The organism is Micromonospora sp. NBC_00362, from assembly GCF_026342155.1.
Lineage (GTDB): Bacteria > Actinomycetota > Actinomycetes > Mycobacteriales > Micromonosporaceae > Micromonospora > Micromonospora hortensis.
This window is the reverse complement of sequence record NZ_JAPENH010000001.1, coordinates 5,840,582-5,860,876: the sequence shown is the minus strand read 5'-3', so window position 1 is coordinate 5,860,876 and position 20,295 is coordinate 5,840,582. Positions and strand designations below refer to the sequence as shown.

Sequence of the window (20,295 nt, the reverse complement as noted above, 5' to 3'; positions counted from 1 at the left end):
GCCCCGCTCAGCGAAGCCGCACGTAGTACCGGTCCCAGTCGTGCGGCAGTGTCGGTGCCCCGTCGACCAACAGGTCGGCGTGGGTCGCGGTCTCGTCGGCGGCGAAGTGCGTCCGCTCCCCGTCATGCCAGCGGCGCAGCTCGGGCAGGATCTCCGGACCGTCCCGGGCGACAGCCCGAGCCAGCCGCAGCGACGCGGGCGCGGTGACGAACACGGCCAGCGTCAGCTCCGGCCGGACGGCCGCCCGGGCGGCGCTGACCCCCTCGACCACCAGCACCGGAGCCACCGGCACCGGGACCGGCCGGGGCAGAAAGCACTGCCGGACCCAGCTGTACCGCCGGTAGGTGCCCGGCTGCCCGTCGCGCAGCGGGGCGAGCACCCCGTCGTCCAGCCGGGGCCAGAAGGTGACCTGGTCGTCCCACCCGTCGAGCAGGTCGTCGGTGTGCACCACCGGCGGTCGGTCGCCGAGCGGCCCGGCCAGGGCATCCGCGAGCCGCGCGGCGAACCGGCTCTTACCCGCGCCGCTCGGCCCGTCGACAGCGACCAGCCGGGTCCGCCCCAGCCGCGCCGGGCCCGCGAGCACCCGACGAGCCAATTCGGCGTACGCCTCGACAACCGCCACTGTCGGCCCGCCAGTTCCCGGGTTCAGCACAGCCTCCCGTGGTGCATGCCCGAAGTATGCCGCCACCGCTGGTGAGCAGGCTGATCGACTCGGTTTCATCGACGTCGCGGCATCCCTGTCGGCCCGTGTCGATCGTGCTGGGTGCGGGGCCGCCTCGGGCCACCCTGACACGTCCGGCTGACCGCCCTGGCCGGCCATCGTCACGTCCGGGGGATTTGGTGCGGCGACGGGTGACGGGCGGCCCGTTCCCCGCCCGGGGTGCCGCCGAATCGGCATGATCGGGTGGTGCTCCGAGACGTGATGAGCCCCGGTATAGACGCCCTACTCGAACAGGCCCGCGCCGGGCTGCACCGACTGACTCCGCAGCAGACCGTCGAGGCGGTCCGCGGCGGCGCGTTGCTGGTCGACACCCGTACCGAACTACAGCGCCGCGAACAGGGTGACCTGCCGGGTGCTGTCGTCATCGACCGGACGGTGCTGGAGTGGCGCCTCGATCCGGCCAGCGCCTGGCGGATCCCGGAGGCCACCGGGTACGACCGGGAGATCATCCTGGTGTGCCGGCAGGGTTACAGCTCCAGCCTGGCAGCCGCCAGCCTGCAGACCCTCGGCCTGCGCCGGGCCACCGACATGATCGGCGGCGTAGACGCCTGGCTCGCCGCCGGCCTGCCCACCACCGACCGTCCGGCCGACATTCGCCAGTGAGCCCCGACCTTGCCCCTCACGTACCATTCCGGTCGGTCTGTGCAAGATCGTGCCCGATCCAGGAAACAGGCCCCTCCTTGCGTGGACGAGGCCCCTCCAACAACGATCGAGCACGATCATGCGCGGTCCGCGCTCTCACCCTCCCCAAGGGACGGTGCGCCGATCAGGACGGGGCGCCGGGTGGGATGAAGGGCAGGTCGGCGGGTGGGCCGGCTTCGATGAGACGCCAGAGGGCATCGGTGTCCAGGTGTTCCTCGACCAGGTCGCCGAGCAGGTCGAGTGAGCGCTCCCGGGCGGCGGCGAAGCTGGTGGCCGGCGCGACCCGGAACCCGCTGCGGCCGGCCAGGCGAGCCGCCTCGGTGAGGAACCACCGGCGGAACTCGTCGGACTCGAACGCCCCGTGCCAGTGCGTGCCGTGCACCACGCCGAGCACTGCCCCCTCTCCGACACCGTCGTCGCTGGTCAACAGCGGGGTCAGGTCGGGGTCGGCCTGTGACACGTACCCGTGGTGGATCTCGTAGCCACGCACCGGGACGCCACCGGGGCCGGTGCCCACCGACTGCCGGACGGTCTTGCGCGGGTCGAAGGTGATGTCGATGGGCAGCAGACCGAGCCCCGGCACGCTGCCCTGCCGGCTCTCCACCGGATCGTGGATGGCACGGCCGAGCATCTGGAAGCCCCCGCAGAGGCCGAGCAGGGGCTTGCCGGCCGCCACATGGGTGGCGACCGCGTCGGCGAGACCGGTTTCGCGCAGCCACCCGAGGTCGGCGACTGTGGACTTGGAGCCGGGTAGGACGACAAGGTCGGCGGCGGCCAGTTCGGCCGGTTCGATGGTGAGGCGTACCCGGACGCCCGGCTCGGTGGCGAGCGCCTCCACGTCGGTGGCGTTGCTGATCCGGGGTAGGCGGACGACGGCCACGTCCAGCCATTCGCTGCCCTGCGGGGCGGCGGGTCGGCCCAGCACCCGGCCGTAGGCGAGTGAGTCCTCCGCGTCGAGCCACAGGTCCAGTGCCCAGGGCAGCACCCCGTACGTGGGGCGGCCGGTGACCTGACGCAGCATGTCCAGGCCCGGCTGGAGCAGCCCGAGGTCGCCCCGGAACTTGTTGATCACGAATCCGGCGATCAGCGCCTGGTCGGCCGGGTCGAGCAGGGCCACTGTGCCGAACATCGAGGCGAAGACACCGCCCCGGTCGATGTCGCCGACGACGATGGTGGGCAGGTTGGCGTGCCGGGCCAGCCCCATGTTGACGTAGTCACCGGCCCGCAGGTTGATCTCCGCAGGGCTGCCGGCACCCTCGCAGATCACCACGTCGTACGTTTCGCGCAGCTCGGTCAGTGCGGCGTACGCGGTCTCGGCGAGCCGGGGACGCAACTGCCGGAAGGTGCCCGCGGTGATCGTGTCGACCGCCTCGCCCAGCAGCACCACCTGACTGGCCAGGTCGCTTCCCGGCTTGAGCAGCACCGGGTTGAACCGCAGGTCGGGTGCGAGCCCGCAGGCCGCGGCCTGCATGGCCTGGGCGCGCCCGATCTCGCCGCCGCGCCCGTCCGGCCCGACGACCACCGCCGAGTTGTTCGACATGTTCTGCGCCTTGTACGGCGCCACCTTCACGCCCTGCCGGTGCAGCCAACGACAGATGCCGGCGGTGAGCACGCTCTTGCCGGCGTCGGACGTCGTGCCGGCCACCAGCAGCCCGCCGCTCACCGACCACTCCCCCGCCGCACCGCGACGCCCCCGGCCGCGCCAGCCGGCCCGCGCCCTCCAGCCGCAGCAACCGGCCCTCGCCGACGCGCCGCGCCGACCAGTGCACGCCTGCTCACCGCGCCGACCAGCCGACCGAGCGTCACCGGGTACGCGGCGGCCAACCCGACGGCGGCCAGCCCCACCGCGCCGGAGATCCGGGCGGCCCGCTTCAGGTGCCGCGCCTCCGGGCGGGGGCCATCGCCGAGGAACGGCCGCACCTCGGAGCGCCCGAAGTAGATGTTGCGACCACCGAGGCGGACCCCGAGCGCACCGGCCATCGCCGCCTCGCACTGACCGGCGTTGGGGCTCGGGTGGTCGTTGCGGTCGCGCCGCCACACCTGCCAGGCGCGCTGCCGGTCCCCGTGTGCGACCGGCGCGACGGCGATGGTGAGCAGCCCGGTCAGCCGGGACGGCACGAGGTTGAGCGCGTCGTCCAGCCGAGCGGCCGGCGTGCCGAACCGCGCGTAGCGCGTCGACCGGTGCCCGACCATCGCATCGAGGGTGTTCGCCGCGCGGTAGCCCAGCAGCCCGGGCAGACCAGCGACCGCGCCCCAGAGCAGCGGAGCGACCACCGCGTCGGAGGTGTTCTCCGCGACCGACTCGACTGTCGCACGGGCCAACTCCGACTCGCCCAGCGTCGACGGGTCCCGCCCGCAGAGGTGACCGAGGCGTCGCCGGGCAGCGGGCAGGTCGCCGTTACGCAGCGTACGACCCATGACTGTCGCCTCGTGCCGTAGCGTGCGGCCGCCCAGCACTGTCCACGTGCCGGCCGCCACCAGCACCGCCCGGGTCACCGGCCGGTGTCGGGTAGCCGCCGCGGCGACCGCCCCGAGCAACACCGGCCCGCCGACGGCCAGCGCGGTGAACGCCGCACCCGCCGTACGGTCCGGGCGGTAGAGGCGGCGCTCCAGCGCACCCGCGGCCTGCCCGAAGCCGGCCACCGGGTGCCACCGGCGGGGGTCGCCGAGCGCCCTGTCCAGCGCGTACCCGGCCAGCAGCCCCACCGCGTTCGCCATCGGCGCTGTCCGTCGCACCCGCACCACCTCCGGCCGGCCAGCCTAGACGAGCACTCCGTGAACCAGCCCATCCCACGGTCCCGCACCGGCAACGAGAACCCGTGGAGTGAACGGGCAGGCCAGCGCCCACGCCCGTCACGCGGGGTGACGACGCTGTCGCGCCGCCACCCCGCCCCCGTCGTGATCGGTCAGGCTGGCTGGGGGATCCGGCCCCGACCGCGGCGCCCTCGACCGGGCTGCGCCGGCTCCGGCTGCCCCTCGTCGGGCACCGGCCCCAACTCGATGTCCACGTCACCGTCGGCGTTGTCGTCGTCGTCCGCCTCGGGCGGAGGGGCCAACTCGTCGTCGAGAGCCGGCGGAGCGTCGATCTGCCCTGCCTGCCCTGCCTGCCCTGCCTGCCCGCGGCTCGCGATCGCTCCGCCGTCACCGAAGACCCCGCCGCTCGGGGAGCTGTCGTCGTCCGCCGGGACATTGCCGAACGGGCTGCTTCGCAGCTCCGCGTAGTCGGGCAGCTCGAAGTCGTCGTCCAGCAGACGGTCGTCGGGCAGCACGGGCGCCTGCCCGGCCGGCACCGGCTCGGTGGGCTCACCGTGCACCCGGCTCTCGGCCTCCGAGTCCTCCACGGTGCTGGTCGTCATGCTCGGCCGGTTGCGCAGGAACCGGGCCCGACCTCGGGACAGGTCGTGGCCGACGGCGACCGCCTCCAGCTCGTAGAGCGTGCGGTGGTTGCCGGCGTCGTCGGTCCAGTCGCGGGTGTAGAGCCGTCCGCAGACCACCACCGGGTCGCCGACCATGACGGAGGCCGCCACCCCCTCGGCGAGCTTGCGCCAGCAGTTGACGCGGACGCGGAGCGAATTGCCGTCGACCCACCGGCCGCTGTCCCGGTCGAGGCGGCGGGCGGTCGAGGCGACCTTGAAGTTGGCCACCAGGGTGTTGCTCTGGGTCGTACGTCGCCATTCCGGCGTGGTCAGCACATTGCCGACGATTGTCACGTAAGTGTCGAACATCGTCCCTCCAGGGGGATCGGGGCCTGCCAGCGCGAGTCGACTCGACACCGAGCATCGACACTGAAAGCACCCGTCGCGAGGGCCCATCCTCGGCCTGTGGATGACGAACGCACCTGTGGACAACGCCCTGATCACGCCCCGATGTGGTACGCCCGACCCGCCCGACCCGCCGTCCACGGTTTCCCAGGCCACCCGAACTGGGTAAGGACTTGATCAACGCACCACCGACAGCTCCACGTCGACGAGAGGTCAGCGCCATGATGATCACCACCATCGACTCCGCGAACGCTTCCGAGGCGCAGCGATGAGCGCCGTGGCGAACCCGGCCACCGTGGCTGAGTGCCTGCGGGTGGGCGCCGGGTTCTCCCAGGGCGACCGCAACTGGATCGCCGAGCAGTTCGCCACCCTCGACGCCCGGCTCGCCAGCTTCCACGCTGACGCCACCGAGCTGGAGGTGTCGGTGAAGGACCGGGAGGCGCGTGGTCAGAAGGTCACACTGGAGTGCTGGATCGCCGGCCGGCAGAAGATCGTCACCACCTCCGCGGAGGAGGATCTGCACGCCGCCCTCAATGACGTTCGTGACGACCTGCGCCGCCGGCTCAACGATGCCAAGACCCGCCAGGAGCCCCGGCACAACAAGCACCTGCGCGACCTCCCCCAGCCGCAGTTGGAGCCCGACGAGTCGGAGAACCCGGCCCTCCGCGCCGACGCGGAAACTGCCTGACCCACGCCGCACCCCGCGATCTTGCACTTTCGGCTCCCGAACAGCGGCTATTGCCCCTTATGTCGGGACAGAAAGTGCAAGATCGCGGGATGAGTGGGGGCGGGCGGGGACGGGCTACCGCTCGGTAGGTTGGCGGCGTAGCGTCGCGTTCGTGGAACCGGACGTGTTGGGGCCGCCGTACGAGCGGCAGACGATCGACCTGGGCACCGACGACGAAGGCCCCGTTGTCGCGACACTGGTCCGACGGCGGGCCGAGCGCCCCACCGGACGGGCCGTGCTCTACGTGCACGGCTTCGTCGACTACTTCTTCCAGACTCATCTGGCTGACTTCTTCGCCGAGCGAGGCTGGGACTTCTACGCGCTCGACCTGCGCAAATACGGCCGCAGTCTGCTCCCCGCCCAGACCCCCAACTTCTGCCGCGACATCAGCGACTACTTCCCCGAGCTGGACGCCGCCGCCGAGATCATCCGCGCCGACGACGGGCACGACACCCTGCTGGTGATGGGCCACTCCACCGGCGGCCTGATCATCTCGCTCTGGGCGGATGCCCGCCGCGACACCGGCACCATCGACGGCCTGGTGCTCAACAGCCCCTTCTTCGATCTGAACGCCCCCTGGGCGGTCCGTCGCCCCCTCGCGGCCGCCGCGTCCCGGCTGGGCCGCAGGGCGCCGCACCGCATCCTCCCGTTCGGGCTCGGCACTGTGTACGGCGAGAGCATCCACTCCGACCACCGCGGCGAGTGGACCTACGACCTGGCGTGGAAGCCGCTGGCCGGGTTCCCGGTCCGGGCCGGCTGGCTGAACGCGATCCGCACCGGGCAACGTCGGCTCCGCGCCGGGCTGGACATCCAGGTGCCGGTGCTGCTGGCCTGCTCGACCCGGTCCTTCCGGGGCACCAAGTGGCACGACAACGCGACACTGGCCGACGCCGTTCTGGACGTCGAGCACATGGTCCGCTACGCGCCCCGCCTCGGTCGCCACGTCACACTGGCCCGTTTCGACGGAGGGCTGCACGATCTCACGCTCTCCGGCCCCGTCGTACGGAAGAAGGTGTTCGACGAGGTGGGCCGCTGGGCCGAGGCGTTCCTCGCCGCCGGCCCCACCGCCCCGGCCGACGCGGCGCCGACCGATGCTGCCCCAGCCGACGGCGCATCCACCGCCGCCGACACAGCGCCGGCCAACGCGCAGACGGTCGGCGCGCAGACGGTCGACCCGGCGGGGGCGGCGACGCCCGGCGGCTGACAGGCCGGACGGCGCGAAAGGTCAGATGTCGCCGGGCGTCGCCGGGAGGACGGCACGGATCCGGTCGAAGGTCGCCACCGGGTGCGCGCCGACGCCGGGCAGGACCAGGCCCAGGCAGTACGGGGAGACCTCACCGGTGGGTTCAGCCTGCACGATGAAGACCGGCGCGCCGACGTACCCCAGCGGCAGCTCGGTGGTGATCAGCACGGCGTCCCCGTCGCGGACCACCCGCTCGATCGCGACCTCCAGCGGTCGCGACCCGTCTTCGCGTACCCCATGGGCCAGCACGAAAGCGGAACTGGCGTCGGCGCCGAGGCGGGCGACGACCTCGGGCCCGGCGGCGATCCCCGCCGGCACCGGCTGGACGCGCCACCGCCAGCCGCCGTCGCCGGCGTGCCGGTGCAGGCCGGCGGTCGGCAACACCGCGACCCCGTCGCCCGGAAAGCGGGCCCAACCGGGCACGATCTCGGCCTCGAGAATGACGGCCGGGGCAACCCCCGCCGGCTCGGTGACGCTCGTCCGCAAGCTCAACTCACCACCCGAACCGCCCACCAGGTCGGCCGCCGTCAGCAGCGACTCCCCCACCGGGTCGTCGCCGCCCCGGAAGAAGAAGGCGGTACCGACGTCGCCCGACGACCGATACGGCAGGATGGCGCGACCGACGACCTGGCACAGCTCGTAGGCGACGTCGCTCTCGGCGTCGGAATCCAGCAGCACCAGCCAAAGGTACGGTCCACGGCCAGGCCGGTCCGCGGTAACCCGGATGCCCGCCACGGGGCGGACGTGAGACTCTGCTCGGCAACGTGGACGCGGGCACCCTTTTCGCCGTCGGGCAGTGGGACGGCGGTACCCTCTGGGCGCGACATCCACGCCACACGCGCCCGTAGCTCAGCGGATAGAGCAGGGGACTTCTAATCCCAAGGCCGCAGGTTCGAATCCTGCCGGGCGCACCCCCACCACCGCAGGTCAGCGGCTTGCCGCGCAGGGTCCCGTCGATCACCTCGACCCGTACAGCCATTCATGCAGCTCGGAGATCCGCTACCTAGCCTTGAAGCCGCTGCGCCCAGTACACCTGCCCAGCGGACCCATGTAGACCAAGGCCAGCAGCAGGTTCGATATCGCAACCGGTGCAGTGGCTCCCCTGGCCGCTTTCCGTTGCGCCTCCTCCGGGTACGGGAAGGGTGCGACGAACGTCAGCGGCCACCGAGCAGGAGGTACGGGTGTTGGCCGCCCGGATCCTGTCCGCGGCGAACGCCGACGAGTTGCCCGTTCTGCCCGGCGCCATTCAGGATGCGCTGAAGGGCACCGAGGATGAGCTCCGCGCATTCCTCAAGACGGGCGTACAGAATGCCTGGTCGGTGGCTCTACGGATCACTGTGGTTCGCACGTTGACGGACGCCGGCACCAACGTGGAGGCGGCCGCGCAGAAGGTGCTCGGGGAGGCGACCGTCGATGCCTACCTGGCTTACCTGAATGACGGTCTGTACGCCGCCCGTGAGCTTGACTGCGCGTCTCAGCCCACGCCGACGCCGACGTCTCAGCCCACACCGAGCGCTTCGCCCAGCGCCACGAGCGTCGCACCGACTCCTACCGTCTCCGCCAGCCCGGGCGGGCCCGGCGGCGAGGGTGGCGAGGGCGGTGGGCTGCCCGTGACCGGTGCTGACACCGCGACGGTGGCCGGCATTGGCGGTGTGCTCCTGCTCCTCGGCGGCGCGGGCTACCTGATCGGCCGCCGACGCCGTTCGCGCTTCGTGGCATAGCTCACCTGACGCGCCCGGCTCGATGCGTCGTCGAGCCGGGCGCGTCAACGCCGTGCGTGGCCGTCGCGGATGCGGCGGGGGCAGTCGTGCTGGGCGAACGCGCGCTTGCGGGAGTTCATGGGACGTGCCCGCGTAGCGAGAAGCCACTGCGCTGATGGCGTCGGGCCGTGTCGATGTTCGGCACTCCTCAGGTGATCCTCTTCAGCGAGGACGTCTCCCGCGCCGCCGAGTTCTACGCCGGCCTCGGCTTCACCGAGTCCTTCCGGGTGCGGGACCGCGTGGCGCTCGGCTTCATCGTGGGGGCAGGCCCGCACGGACGGTGTGCTCAGCCCTGCTGGTGACGCTCATTGCGCCGAAGGGCCTCTTCGAGTTGGTCCTCAAGAATGATGATCCGGCAGGCCGAGGCCATGTCGGTGCCCTGGTCGCACATCTCCCGAGCCCTCGCGGCAAGGCGCAGTTGGTAGCGGGAGTAGCGGCGGTGCCCCCCACTGGAGCGCTGCGGGTCGATCAGTTTCGCCTCGCCGAGCCGGCGTAGAAAATCCTGCGAGCAGCCGAGGATCTCGGCGGCACGGCCCATCGTGTAGGCGGGGTAGTCCTCATCGTCGAGCATGTCGTCGGGTTGAGCCATGGAACCTCCATCACGAGGGCCCCGGTGCTCGGAAGCACCGGGGCCCAAGGGTTGTGGGTCAGGAACACCATCTACCGACAGAACGTCGGCTTGTCTTGTCCGCACCAGCCGTCAGGGACGGCTTCGGGTGCGAGGATCGCGTAAGCGTGACCGGAGACCACCTCTCGTTCGAGGGAAACTGCGGTGTCCGCGCCCAGCCCACGATTGCGACTGGCAGCGGGCGATCCAACGGTGTAATGCCCTCCCTTGCCTCTGATTTCCTCTGTCGTACTCCGTGCTATCCGTCGGTGTCCGAGCCCCACGCGACTTCATGGCCCCAACACGTACGACGAACTCTCCTCACCTCGGGTGAAGCCCTGAACAAGCGTTGGCCCCACCCGCTGTCACACGCGTACTGCCTAACTGCGGCACATGTCTGCCGCCGAACCGAGCAGGACTTGCAAGATCCCTGCCCCACTCCTTCGCCCTCGTGCGGGGCGGCAACGTCAGCGTCTTTGTTTGCTCTGCTCTCGACCACAGGAACGTTAGTTGGCGACGGCGCGAATGTCTAGCGCTTCGCGCATAGATTTTCTCCGAGGACGGAGTAAGTCCTGCCGGTGCCAAGGCCAGCGGGCGCGGTGATCCTCTGGACCCACGACACCGCCGCCGCGTGCGCCGCACTCCCGGCCTGCGGCGCACAAAGTGCCCGGTGGGTGTCTACGGAGCGGCCGGCCTGAGGCGTTAATAGGGCGTGACGTTCGAGGAGTACGCGTTCGCTCGCACTTCGGCGCTGGTGCGGCTCGCCCGGCTGCTGACCGGTGACGAGCACCGAGCCGAGGATCTGGTTCAGGATGTCCTCGCGCGGGCGTACGCCCGGTGGGGTCGCATCTCACGGACGGACCGTCCTGATGCCTACGTCCGGCGCATGCTCGTCAACACCCACAACTCGTGGTGGCGTCGGCTCAGCAGCCGCGAGATCTCGGTTGCCGCGGTGCTCGATCGGGCGGGCGACGTGGACGAGGCCGCCGGGGTCGCCGAGCGCGACGCACTGTGGCGGCTGGTCTGTGATCTGCCGGCGCGTCAGCGCACCGTGATCGTTCTGCGCTACTACGAGGATCTCGACGACACCTCGATCGCCGAGATCCTCGCCTGTTCGACAGGCACGGTACGCACACACGCGAGGCGGGCCCTGGCGACGTTGCGTCAGCGGCAGGTTGCAGCTACCCACGCATGGGCAGGAGAGCTCTGATGTTCAGTGACCTCGACGAGCAGCTCGCCACCACGCTCAAGCGTCGGGCGGGCGGCGACATCGATCCGACGCCGATCGTGCAACGGGCCCGTCATCGTGGCCGGCGGTTGCGACTGCGGCGACGAGGACTGATCGCCGCCGGTGTGGCGACGGCGTGTGCCGCTCTCACCTCGGTGGTGCTGGTGTTTCCGGGCGGCGGAACCACCGATGACCCGATCATGCCGGCCGCGGCGTTGATGCTGCCGGAGGCACAGAGCGGTGGGACCGTACGCCCCGAGGAGGTCGGTGCCGATCCCGCGACTGTGCACTTCTCGACCGAGACGCTGGTGAGCGATGCCAGTTCCGCGTCGTGGCGCACCGGGCGCGGCATCGAGAGCGTCGAGTTTCGCGGCCCGACCGGTCAGGCTCGTTTCGTGTTGGCGCGTACCGAAGATTTGCTGGACGGGCTCCAGCAGACGTTGTCCTCGCAGGGGCAACCGCAGGGACGGACCGAGGTGCGGGTCGGCGACCGCCCCGGGGTCGCCTGGTTCGATCCGTCCGGCGACCGGAAGCTGTGGTTCGTCCGCTGGCAACCCGCCGACGGGCTCTGGGCCCAGTTGGAGATCTACGCGACCACCCGGGACGAGGCGGCCGGTACGGCGAGCCGGGTCCGGTTCGATGGCGCCCACCGCTGTGTCGTGCCGTTCCGCCTGGAGTCGCTGCCGCCCGACGGACGGCTGCTGGAGTGCTCGGTCACGCTCGGCCGGTCGGCGCGGGACTCCTTCGTCGAGGGCTCTCTGGTGGTCGGTGACGCATCCGGTCGTTGGCTGACCGTTCGGGCGCAACTCGCCCCGGCCGGCGACGACGCCCGCCGCGGAGACCTTGTCGCGGGCCCCTACCGGGTCCGCCGACAAGGCAGGGACGTGCTGGAGATGGTGGTCAGGCCCTGCCACGTCGAGGCGTTCCGCAAGGGTCGGGGGAACGGCTACACCGAGGCGGAGGGCTTGGCGATCCTCGGCGGGTACCAGCCGGCCCGCGATCTCGACCGCCCGGACACCTGGTGACACCGCCCCCTGGCGAGGGTGTGGTGCACGAGCTGCGGATCACCCGAGCCGCGCGGCTGGCCCGCCGTCTTGTTCGGGGCCGAGGAGCAGACGCTCCACCCCGGTGATCCGCAGCACCCGCTGGGTGATTCCCCCGGCGCCTCGGATCGAGAAGCGGGAGCCGACCTGGTCCGCCCGGTCTCGCGCCAGCAGAAGTACGCGCACGCCCGCGGCGCTGAAGAAACCGACGCCGGTCAGGTCGCAACAGACTTCGGGATGGCTGTCGATCGCGTTCATCAGCGCCGTGGCCAGGCGTGGCGCCGTGTCCATGTCGACGTACCCCACCGGGGCGACGACCATCCGGTCGGGCGAGATGGTCGCGGACAGGTTCGTGGGCTCGGTGTAGCGGGTCACCTGGAACGACGGCCCGGAGGAGTCGAGGTCGAGGCGGCCATCCCGCTTGCTGCTGGCGAGCGCCGCTGGCGTGACCTGCCCGAGGCTGACTGCCGTCGGGATACCGTCGAAGCGGCTCGGGAAAGACCAGGAACGCTCATTCATGGGAGCACACGCCTCCTGTTGAAATCCGTAACAGGATTGGCGCGTGGCTTGACCAACCTCGACGATAACCGCCTGAGTAGTCGGCCGCCACTCGGTCGCGTCGGCTCTGGCCGACCTCAGTCGGCGCTGCGCTGGCGGACCGTCAACTCCCGAACGCACAGCAGACTGTTGCCGGACGCCTACGGTAGGTTGCCGGACGCACCGCGATCACGCTTGAGACTCGGCGTCCGGGTGGTCCGTTCCACAAGGGCGGCAGCGACCTCCCGCAGCTTGCGGTTGGAGTCCTGGGAAACCTTCGCGAGGACGGCGAACGCCTCGTCGGGGGTGCAGCGGCGTTCGCCCATGATGATGCCCTTGGCCTGCTCGATGACGGCCCGGCTCTCCATGGCCGACTGCATCTGTGCGGCAAGGGTGGCGGTGGTGTCGTAGAGGTGGGCGTTGGCGAGGGCGATGGCGGCGTATCCCGCGAACGTCTCCGCGAGGGCGACCGCGTCGTCGTCGAAGGCACCCGCCTCGGCCCCGTAGATGTTCAGCGCACCGAGCACGGACTCCTGGATCGGAAACCCGATCGACAGTGAGCTGTGAGCTCCGCCCTGCACGGCTTCGGCCGCCCACTGCGGCCAGCGGACCTCGTCGGACATGTCCGGGACGGACACGACGGCGGAGTCTCTGGCCGCCTCCAGGCACGGACCCTCACCATGCTCGTACTGCAGTTCGTCGAGTCGCAGCGCCATGTCACCGCTGAACGCGGCGGTGTGCGCACCCTCCTGCTTCAGCAACGTCACCGACACCTCCTCGGCACCGGGGATCGTCCGTCGCGCCAACTCGGAGACCTGGGTCAACACTCCAGACAGGTCGGTTTCGCCGAGCTTGATCTGGCCGAGTTCGGAGATCGCCGCATTGGGGTCAATGGGCTGCTGTGCCATGACTTCAAGGTCCTCGTGCCCGGGGCGCGTACCGGTTGCAGGAAGGCGACGGCAGCGCGCGTGGTGATGGCGCACCGCGAGCACGGGGCGCCGCACGGACTCGCCAACCGAGCCCGGGCGCCCGCTGCTGGACGCTGACTGACCGACGCCCACGCGTCGGCTGCGGCGACAACTATACGACGCGGAGTGGAACGTCCCCGAAGCAGCCGGATCGGCTCGGGCGCACTCGTTTGACCCCCGGCCGGCGGGGCATCGTGCTCAGACAGCGCGTACACCACGCCCCGGCTCGGAATGTGCCGATGTCAGCTCAGAAGCGCACGAGCCGGGCCTCGACCGCACCCGACAGCGGAGGTGGGAGGCACCGATGCCAGCAGGATCAAGCCCGAAGAGAGAACGACAGTACGAGCACATCAAGGAGAGCGCGCAACAGCGGGGCGCCTCCTCAGGGCGGGCCAAGGAAATCGCGGCCCGCACTGTCAACAAGGAACGGGCCCGCTCGGGTGAGTCCCGAACGGCGAGCCGGTCCTCCCGCAACGACGTGTCGTCCGGGCACCGTGGCGGTAAGCGCTCCCACAGCGGCGCACAGGGTCGCACCAAGGAGCAGCTGTACAACGAGGCGAAGCAACGCGGCATCAAGGGCCGCTCGTCGATGTCGAAGAGCGAGCTGGAGCGGGCCCTGTCGAAGTAGCTACCGGTGGTTCCCCGCCCCGACAGGGCGGCGTCGTGGACCCGCCGAGCCGGCTCAGACGGGCCCCAGCAGGGCGACGAGCGCGTCGTCGCCCTGGCCGAGCTGCGCAGCGCCGCTCGCTGGCGCGACCAGGAATCGGCGGCAGCCGTCGAGTTCCACGTACCGGTCGGGGCCCGTACCTTCGAGCGGGCGTAGCACAGCGAAGCGGGTCGCTGGGGTGGCACAGTCGACCACTGCCCGGCGGTTGGACAGCGCCCGGAGCACGCCCGCCTGGCGCTCGGTTGGCAGCGGACCGCCGTACACGAAGTCGCCCGCTGGTTTCTCGCCTTCCTGGAGCGACGCGGGCACCTGGTAGACGCAGAGGCGCAGCCGCCCGGCGGCCGGCGGTAGCCCCGGCCCGGGCGGCGCGGGGCTACCGTTGCGGGTCCGCACCCACACCATGTCCGTCCACTGCTGCGCGCATCCGGCGGTCTCGGCCGCCGCGGATTCGATCTGCCGGATGGTACGGGTGTCCACTGTGGTCCACTGCGGCCCAGCCAACGCGGCGATCACCTCGGCGCGAGGCTTGCCGCAGGAGTCCGTCGGGATGTGCGGCCGCAGCCAGCGCCCGCGGTCGTCCACCAGGGCCAACCACGGCGGGATGACCATCTCGAGGGTGCAGGCGACCTCACCGCCGGTCTGCTCGCTGGGCAGACGCAGCGCGGTGAGCAGCGGTGCGATCTGCTCGGCGCGTCGCTCGGTGGCGATCTGCTCCTGGCCGCCGTTGGGGCCCGGCCGGATCTCCCGCCCGCAGATCACGGCAGCGACCGCTGTGAATGCGCTGTCGATGCGACCGATCGTCGGCTCTTTCACTGCCGGCGGAGGCGTCTCCGTGGTCGGCGCCGTGATCACCTCGCCGGCCCGGGGTGCCGCCTTGGCGCAGGACGTCCACCCGTCGACGATCTGGGCCGGACCGGGCGCCCTCGGATCGCTCGGCCCGATCACCGTGCCACCGCAGCCACCCAGCGCCATGCCGAGCAGTGCCACCGCCAGTACCGTCCGGGACGAGCGCATCCGGCTCACCACCCTTCCACCCGAGGATGAGACGGACGACAGACGCGTCCGGTTCCGGCCGGCCGGCCCGCGGCGTGACGAGGGTGACCGGCGCGGACGTCGCCAGCCGGGCCCGGGGCGTCCGCCGGCAGAATGGCCGAATGGCACATCTGGGACTTGTCACCCTGCTGGTCAGGGAGTACGACGAGGCGATCGACTTCTACGTCGGCGCCCTCGGTTTCGAGCTGGTGGAGGACACCGCGCGACCCGACGGCTCACGCTGGGTGGTGGTCCGCCCGGCGGGGGCCCGGGAGACGGCAGTGCTGCTGGCCCGGCCGAGCAGCGCCGAGCAGCAGGCTCGGATCGGCGACCAGACCGGCGGCCGGGTCGGGCTGTTCCTCTATACGGAGGATTTCGCCCGGGACCACGCTCGGATGGTGGCGGCCGGCGTGCGCTTTCTGGAGGAACCGCGGCATGAGGCGTACGGTTCGGTAGCGGTATTCATCGATATCTACGGCAACCGCTGGGACCTCCTTCAGCCCCACAGCACAGAGTGACACATTAGCGACACTCCGCACACATAGGATCACCCCGTCACGGTCCGCCATGCTATTGTCCGATGTCGATCTACGCCGTGTGGACCCGGACCGGGTCGTTGTCGGAAGGACACTTCCCGATGCCGGCCGTTGCCACCCCAACCGTGCCGCCGCCCACGCTGGACAACCCGGCCGGCGGGGCCCTGGGCCTCATCTTCACCACGCTCCCAGCGCTGCTCCGGCTGAGCTGCGGGGTGTTCGGCGCGGCGGTGGCCGTGTCGGTGCAGACCCCGCCGGTGCGGCAGGCGGTGTTGCTGCCCGCTGTGGCAGTGCTGACCGGCTGGTCCCTCTGGTACGCGCACCGCGCGTTGCGCCACGGCATCGGCCCCGGCCTCGTCGGTGGTGACGTGGCGGTCACCGCGCTGACCTGCCTGCTCATCCCGGTGTTGGTGGCGCCCGAGGTGCTGCCCGGCGAGGGCAGTTGGATCGCCGTGCTGGCCAGCACCACGGTGATCAACACGCAGGCCACGACCTCGGCCCGCTGGTCGATCCCGGCCGGGCTGCTCGTGATAGCCACCTACGTGACAGGGGCGCAGGCCGCCGGCAACCCCACCGAAGCCAGGGCACACGCGGCCACGCTACTGGCGCAGACCGCCTGCACGGCGATGATGGCGGCGGTCATGCGCCGACGCATCGGCCGGGCGGACCGCGCCTTCGTCGAACACCAGCGGATGACCCGGGAGGCGTTGGTCGCGCGCGCCGCCCGCGAAGCCGAACGCCAACAGAACCGCGACCTGCACGACACAGTGCTCGGGACGCTGACCATGGTGGGGCTGGGCGCGGTGGCCGGGCCCTCGGCCGTCTTCCGGGACCGTTGCGCGGCCGACCTGCGTACCCTCGTCTCGCTCACCGACGTCGGCCCGGTGGCCGGCGACGGCCCGGTGCCACTCGACGGGCGGTTGCGGTTGGTGGTCGGCCGGCTGCCCGAGCTCGCGGTACGGCTGGACCTGGCGTCCTGCGCCGTCCCGGTCGGCGTGGCCGACGCGATCAGCGAGAGCGCCTACGCGGCGTTGTCCAACGTGGTCCGCCACGCGCCGGGCGCCGGGGCCACGCTGCGGCTGACCCGCGACGCGATCGGCGTCGTGATCGAGGTCGCCGACGACGGCCCCGGCTTCGACCTGGCCACCGTCCCACCGCACCGGTACGGGTTGCGCGAGTCGATCCGCGGCCGGATGGCGACCGTCGGTGGCCGGGCCGACGTGCACTCGGCCGTCGGCGCGGGCACCCGGATTCGGCTGGAGTGGCCCGGTGTCGGCTGACCTGAACGCCCCGGCGCACCCCACCGAGGCGCCGGAGGCACCGGACCGGACCAGCGTTCCGACGCCCCGGGAACCGGACTCCCCCGCGACGCTCGCCGCACCGGCCGCCGTGGCGCACGCGTCCGACAGGGGTGCCCGGATCGCCGCCGTCGCCATCGCGTTGGCCTGGCACGTCGCGATCGCGCTGCCGGCGGTGCTGTCCGCCCGCGCGGAGTTCGCCGCGCCGGCGGTGGTGCTCGGCGCCTGGATCCTGGTCGCCGTGACCGGCGCGGTGGCCGGGGTACGGCTGCTGCACGGTTCGCCACTGCCGCCGTGGCCGCTGGCCGGGCTGCTGCTGGTCGTCGACGCGGCAGTCTTCGCCGCGGCCGGTGAGCGGCAGTTGTTCACCGCCGCCAACTGGGTGTGGGGCACGCTCGGCTGGTTCTTCGTGCTGGCGGTGTGGGGTCGGCGCGTCGTGGGGCTGATCGCGCTCCTCGGCACGCACGCGTTGATCGCCCTGGTCGCCGTGCTCGTGCACGGCCCCGATCCGGCGGACGTGGCCCGTTACGTGATGTACGTCTACGGCACGTTCTCCCTGCCGGTGGCGGTCTTCGTGGGCAGCACCGTCATCGTCGGCCTGGCTCGGGAACGGGCCGCCGTCTCGGCCGCCGGTCACGCCATGGCCGCGGAGCGAGATGCCGCCGAGCGGGGCCTTCGGGAGCGCCGGGACCGGCTCGCTCTGGTCAGTTCGGCGGCCGGGCGGGTCCTCGGGGACCTGGCCGCCGGCCAGGCCGACCCGGACGACCCCGAGGTGCAGCGCCGGTGCATGCTGGCCGCCGCCCGGCTGCGCCGGCTGATCGCCGAGTCCGACGATGTGCCCGACCCGCTGTTGCACGAGTTACGAGCCGCCGCCGACCTGGCGGAACGCAACGGCCTACCGATCGACCTGGTCACCATCGGCACCCCACCGCCGCTGCCGGTGGAGGTCCGCCGTCGGCTGGCCGACCCGCTCACCGGCACCCTCGCCGACGCCCGGGGATGGGCGCGGCTGACAGTGGTCTCCGGCTCGGACGAGGTGGTGGTCAGCCTGGTCACCCCGGATCGGGATGGGCCGGAGTCGACCGGCCCACCCCCAGGGGAGCACGACGACGGGCCGGTGCAGCACCTCTACGAACGGGACGGGAACATCAGATGGGCGCAGACCCGGTGGCGGCGGTGACCGGCGATCGGCCGGTCGGGGTGGCGATCGTCGACGACCATCCCGTGGTCGTCGAGGGGGTCCGCGCCTGGCTCGCCACCGAGCCTCGTCTGACGGTGCTCGCCACCGGCGACGACCCGGACGCGGTGCTGCGGGCGGCGCCGGACGCCGACGTCGTCCTGCTCGATCTGCGGCTGCACGGGCGGATGGCATTGGACAAGTTGGCCGAGCTGAGCGCCGCCGGCCGGCGGGTGGTGGTCTATTCGGAGCACACCGACCCGCAGACGATGCTCGCCGCGCTGGACGCCGGGGCGGTGGCGTTCCTGGCCAAGCACGAGGGCCGGGAACACTGCGTGGAAACGGTGCTGGCCGCCGCGAGCGACCGCCCGTACGTGCCGCCGGCGCTGGCGGGTGCGATGGTCGGCGACCCACGGCCGGACCGGCCGATGTTGTCCGACAAGGAGCGTGAGGCGCTGCTGCTCTGGTTCCAGTCGATGTCCAAGGCGTCGGTGGCCCGGCGGATGCAGATCAGCGAGCACACAGTGAAGCAGTACGTCGACCGGGCGCGGATCAAGTACACCCGGGCGGGGCGGCCAGCCGCCACAAAGGCGGCACTACTCGCCCGTGCGATCGAGGACGGTCTCGTCCGCCCGGAGGAGATCGGCATCTACCGGTCACAGGCGACACACGACCGGCCGACCCCCTAACAGGCGTCATGACAGGGGCGCTCCGGTCCGGAAGGCTTCAGTACACAGCCAGCTGACCGGAAGGTCGTGACGATGCATTCCGACGCGTCCCCCTTCTTCATCGGTCCTCACCGGTTCGACGCCCCCGACGACGACGTGGGCCCGACCCTGGACCGCCGCTACAACCTGCGACCGATTCCCGGCGAGCGGTTGCTCGGGCGACACCAGCTGCTGGTCGCGGGCTACCTGCTCGGGCCGAGCGAGGTGCGACGCCGTTGGCAGTTGCCCGAGCCGGTTGCCGTGACAGTCACCGACCAGCGGATCTGCTGGGTGGGCAGTGGCTCGCAGCTGTCGCTGGTCGGCGACGGCACGCACCGGGCCCGACCGCCGGCTCGACTGAACGGCCTGATGAGCGGCCAGATCCGCTGGCAGTGGCCGTCCCGGTTGGAGCTGCCCACGAGCCCGCCGGACGCTCCGGCGCAGTTGCTGATCGTCTGCGACGCGCTGCGCACCATTCAGCAGCCGGCGTTGGCCCTCAGCGGCGCGACCGCCGAGGTCGTGGCGCTGGCCCGGCAGGTCCGCCGGGCGGTGGCCATGTTCCGGCTCAACCGTCCACAACTGGTCGACCTCTCGGCCCAGGAGCGCGACGTGCTGCTGCTGCGGGCCGGCCCCGGTCTGCTCGCCGGGGACAGCCGGATCACGCTGCCCGGCTCGTTGCCCGTGGAGTTCCACTCCCGGGACGACTACTACCGCTCCAGACCGGATCCGACAACGTGGGGCGGGCTCGCAGGCGGCGCAGCATCCGGGCATCGGTGAAACCGACAGCGCGCGCTGCGGCTTCCACTGTGGTGCCGTGCCCGATCAGGTGCTCGGCCCGTTCCACCCGGAGCAGCTGCTGGTAGCCGAGCGGGGTGAGGCCGGTGCTCGCCCGGAAGATCCGGGTGAGGGTTCGTTCGGCCACCCCGCCGGCGGCGGCCAGTTCGGCCAGCGGCAGGGGCTCGGCGTACCGGCTGTCGATCAGATCCTGCACCCGGTGCACCGAGTCGGACAGGTGTGAGCGGTGCCGCATCAACGCGCTGGCCTGCGGCTCGTGCCCGTTGCGGCGGGCGTAGACGACCAGCGTGCGGGCGATCTTCGCGGCGGTCGCCGGGCCGTGCCGGGTCGCCACCAGATGCAGCGCCACGTCGATGCCACTGGCGATGCCCGCCGAGGTGACCACCCGGTCGTCCACCACGTACAGCACGTCGCGGACGACCTGGGCCGCCGGGTGCCGGCGGGCCAGGTCGTCCTGCACCTCGTGGTGGGTGGTGCAGCGTCGGCCGTCGAGCAGCCCGGCCCGCCCGAGCGCGTAAGCCCCGGCGCAGACACTGGCCACCGTGCCACCGGCCGCGTGGTGCTCGGCGAGCCGCCGCAGGTCGCCGGGCGACACCGGCCCCTGCGGCCCGTGCGCCGCCGGCCGCCAACCGGGCACGATCACCAGGTCGTCCGGGGCCAGCTCGGGCCACCGGGTGTCGGCGACCAGCGGTACGCCCTGCACCGTGGGCACCTGCTCGCGCTCCGCGACGTAGTGCAGTCGATAGTCGTACCCGAGGTCGGCGGCGCTGGAGAAGACCTGGGCCGGCCCGGCGAGGTCCAGCAGGTGCAGCTGTGGGACCAGCAGGAAGACGACCCGGGTCACGA

Annotated in this window: 23 protein-coding genes and 1 tRNA gene; 14 read left to right on the top strand and 10 right to left on the bottom strand. The window is 71.7% G+C overall.

Going from position 1 to position 20,295, the window contains the following annotated elements; all coding sequences use genetic code 11:
* Positions 1 to 7: 7 nt before the first annotated feature.
* The gene (locus OG992_RS27060) at positions 8 to 652 is read right to left on the bottom strand and encodes a uridine kinase (protein ID WP_266304595.1); all 645 of its coding nucleotides are present in this window, start codon (positions 650 to 652) and stop codon (positions 8 to 10) included.
* Between the two features lie 270 nt (positions 653 to 922).
* Here OG992_RS27060 and OG992_RS27055 point away from each other — a divergent pair, with 270 nt between their 5' ends.
* Entirely contained in the window at positions 923 to 1,324 is a 402-nt protein-coding gene (locus OG992_RS27055; protein ID WP_266304594.1) for a rhodanese-like domain-containing protein, read from the top strand.
* Between the two features lie 163 nt (positions 1,325 to 1,487).
* Here OG992_RS27055 and OG992_RS27050 read toward each other — a convergent pair whose 3' ends face one another.
* The 3 genes from OG992_RS27050 to OG992_RS27040 all read right to left on the bottom strand — a co-directional run bounded on the left by OG992_RS27050 (position 1,488) and on the right by OG992_RS27040 (position 5,088).
* A complete protein-coding gene (locus OG992_RS27050; protein WP_266304593.1) occupies positions 1,488 to 3,026 on the bottom strand; it encodes a cobyric acid synthase in 1,539 nt (512 codons plus the stop codon).
* Positions 3,023 to 4,081 carry a cobalamin biosynthesis protein gene (locus OG992_RS27045; RefSeq protein WP_266305282.1) on the bottom strand — a complete coding sequence of 353 codons (1,059 nt, stop codon included), beginning with the start codon at positions 4,079 to 4,081 and terminating at the stop codon, positions 3,023 to 3,025. Before OG992_RS27045 ends, OG992_RS27050 begins: the two co-directional genes overlap by 4 nt.
* A 188-nt stretch (positions 4,082 to 4,269) precedes the next feature.
* Positions 4,270 to 5,088 (bottom strand): single-stranded DNA-binding protein, encoded by an 819-nt coding sequence (locus OG992_RS27040; RefSeq protein ID WP_266304592.1) that lies wholly within the window; start codon positions 5,086 to 5,088, stop codon positions 4,270 to 4,272.
* Between the two features lie 304 nt (positions 5,089 to 5,392).
* Between OG992_RS27040 and OG992_RS27035 the strand changes: the two genes are divergently transcribed.
* Positions 5,393 to 5,812: an HPF/RaiA family ribosome-associated protein gene (locus tag OG992_RS27035; protein ID WP_238685474.1), complete on the top strand. Its 420-nt coding sequence runs from the start codon at positions 5,393 to 5,395 to the stop codon at positions 5,810 to 5,812.
* Positions 5,813 to 5,963: 151 nt separating this feature from the next.
* Positions 5,964 to 7,055, top strand: coding sequence for an alpha/beta hydrolase (locus OG992_RS27030; RefSeq protein WP_238685475.1), 1,092 nt, complete (start codon positions 5,964 to 5,966; stop codon positions 7,053 to 7,055).
* A gap of 21 nt (positions 7,056 to 7,076) precedes the next feature.
* Here OG992_RS27030 and OG992_RS27025 read toward each other — a convergent pair whose 3' ends face one another.
* Positions 7,077 to 7,772, bottom strand: coding sequence for a hypothetical protein (locus OG992_RS27025; RefSeq protein WP_238685476.1), 696 nt, complete (start codon positions 7,770 to 7,772; stop codon positions 7,077 to 7,079).
* Positions 7,773 to 7,932: 160 nt separating this feature from the next.
* Between OG992_RS27025 and OG992_RS27020 the strand changes: the two genes are divergently transcribed.
* The 3 genes from OG992_RS27020 to OG992_RS27010 all read left to right on the top strand — a co-directional run bounded on the left by OG992_RS27020 (position 7,933) and on the right by OG992_RS27010 (position 9,156).
* Positions 7,933 to 8,005: transfer RNA gene (locus OG992_RS27020), tRNA-Arg, on the top strand.
* 231 nt (positions 8,006 to 8,236) lie between these two features.
* The gene (locus OG992_RS27015; RefSeq protein ID WP_266304591.1) at positions 8,237 to 8,815 is read left to right on the top strand and encodes an LPXTG cell wall anchor domain-containing protein; all 579 of its coding nucleotides are present in this window, start codon (positions 8,237 to 8,239) and stop codon (positions 8,813 to 8,815) included.
* A 167-nt stretch (positions 8,816 to 8,982) separates the two neighbouring features.
* Positions 8,983 to 9,156, top strand: a complete 174-nt coding sequence (locus OG992_RS27010; protein ID WP_266304590.1) for a hypothetical protein — start codon at positions 8,983 to 8,985, stop codon at positions 9,154 to 9,156.
* Here OG992_RS27010 and OG992_RS27005 read toward each other — a convergent pair.
* Positions 9,141 to 9,443, bottom strand: coding sequence for a MerR family transcriptional regulator (locus tag OG992_RS27005; RefSeq protein ID WP_238678144.1), 303 nt, complete (start codon positions 9,441 to 9,443; stop codon positions 9,141 to 9,143). The two genes, OG992_RS27010 and OG992_RS27005, sit on opposite strands and share 16 nt — an antisense overlap.
* 730 nt (positions 9,444 to 10,173) lie before the next feature.
* Between OG992_RS27005 and OG992_RS27000 the strand changes: the two genes are divergently transcribed.
* Entirely contained in the window at positions 10,174 to 10,671 is a 498-nt protein-coding gene (locus OG992_RS27000; protein WP_238685479.1) for a SigE family RNA polymerase sigma factor, read from the top strand.
* A complete protein-coding gene (locus OG992_RS26995; RefSeq protein ID WP_238685480.1) occupies positions 10,671 to 11,714 on the top strand; it encodes a hypothetical protein in 1,044 nt (347 codons plus the stop codon). The genes OG992_RS27000 and OG992_RS26995 overlap by 1 nt, the downstream gene beginning before the upstream one ends.
* Positions 11,715 to 11,753: 39 nt before the next feature.
* Here OG992_RS26995 and OG992_RS26990 read toward each other — a convergent pair whose 3' ends face one another.
* Together OG992_RS26990 and OG992_RS26985 are read right to left on the bottom strand one after the other, a co-directional pair.
* On the bottom strand, positions 11,754 to 12,251 hold the full coding sequence (locus OG992_RS26990; protein ID WP_266304589.1) for an STAS domain-containing protein: 498 nt from the start codon (positions 12,249 to 12,251) through the stop codon (positions 11,754 to 11,756).
* A gap of 179 nt (positions 12,252 to 12,430) precedes the next feature.
* Complete coding sequence (locus OG992_RS26985) at positions 12,431 to 13,177, bottom strand: GAF and ANTAR domain-containing protein (protein WP_266304588.1); 747 nt, start codon at positions 13,175 to 13,177, stop codon at positions 12,431 to 12,433.
* Positions 13,178 to 13,541: 364 nt separating this feature from the next.
* On the opposite strand from OG992_RS26985, the gene OG992_RS26980 reads away from it, so the two are divergent.
* A complete protein-coding gene (locus OG992_RS26980; RefSeq protein WP_091405580.1) occupies positions 13,542 to 13,865 on the top strand; it encodes a plasmid stabilization protein in 324 nt (107 codons plus the stop codon).
* A 54-nt stretch (positions 13,866 to 13,919) separates the two neighbouring features.
* Here OG992_RS26980 and OG992_RS26975 read toward each other — a convergent pair whose 3' ends face one another.
* On the bottom strand, positions 13,920 to 14,918 hold the full coding sequence (locus OG992_RS26975) for a hypothetical protein (RefSeq protein WP_266304587.1): 999 nt from the start codon (positions 14,916 to 14,918) through the stop codon (positions 13,920 to 13,922).
* 140 nt (positions 14,919 to 15,058) lie between these two features.
* Here OG992_RS26975 and OG992_RS26970 point away from each other — a divergent pair, with 140 nt between their 5' ends.
* The 5 genes from OG992_RS26970 (at position 15,059) to OG992_RS26950 (ending at position 19,431) form a co-directional block, all read left to right on the top strand.
* The gene (locus OG992_RS26970) at positions 15,059 to 15,454 is read left to right on the top strand and encodes a VOC family protein (protein ID WP_266304586.1); all 396 of its coding nucleotides are present in this window, start codon (positions 15,059 to 15,061) and stop codon (positions 15,452 to 15,454) included.
* Between the two features lie 119 nt (positions 15,455 to 15,573).
* A complete protein-coding gene (locus tag OG992_RS26965; RefSeq protein ID WP_323181979.1) occupies positions 15,574 to 16,752 on the top strand; it encodes an ATP-binding protein in 1,179 nt (392 codons plus the stop codon).
* Positions 16,742 to 17,950, top strand: coding sequence for a hypothetical protein (locus OG992_RS26960; protein WP_266304584.1), 1,209 nt, complete (start codon positions 16,742 to 16,744; stop codon positions 17,948 to 17,950). Before OG992_RS26965 ends, OG992_RS26960 begins: the two co-directional genes overlap by 11 nt.
* Positions 17,923 to 18,636: a response regulator transcription factor gene (locus tag OG992_RS26955; RefSeq protein ID WP_238678153.1), complete on the top strand. Its 714-nt coding sequence runs from the start codon at positions 17,923 to 17,925 to the stop codon at positions 18,634 to 18,636. The genes OG992_RS26960 and OG992_RS26955 overlap by 28 nt, the downstream gene beginning before the upstream one ends.
* A 72-nt stretch (positions 18,637 to 18,708) precedes the next feature.
* Positions 18,709 to 19,431 (top strand): hypothetical protein, encoded by a 723-nt coding sequence (locus tag OG992_RS26950; protein WP_238685488.1) that lies wholly within the window; start codon positions 18,709 to 18,711, stop codon positions 19,429 to 19,431.
* Here the strand turns inward: OG992_RS26950 and OG992_RS26945 are convergent.
* Positions 19,313 to 20,293, bottom strand: coding sequence for a GlxA family transcriptional regulator (locus OG992_RS26945; protein WP_238685489.1), 981 nt, complete (start codon positions 20,291 to 20,293; stop codon positions 19,313 to 19,315). The genes OG992_RS26950 and OG992_RS26945 overlap by 119 nt on opposite strands.
* Positions 20,294 to 20,295: the final 2 nt, after the last annotated feature.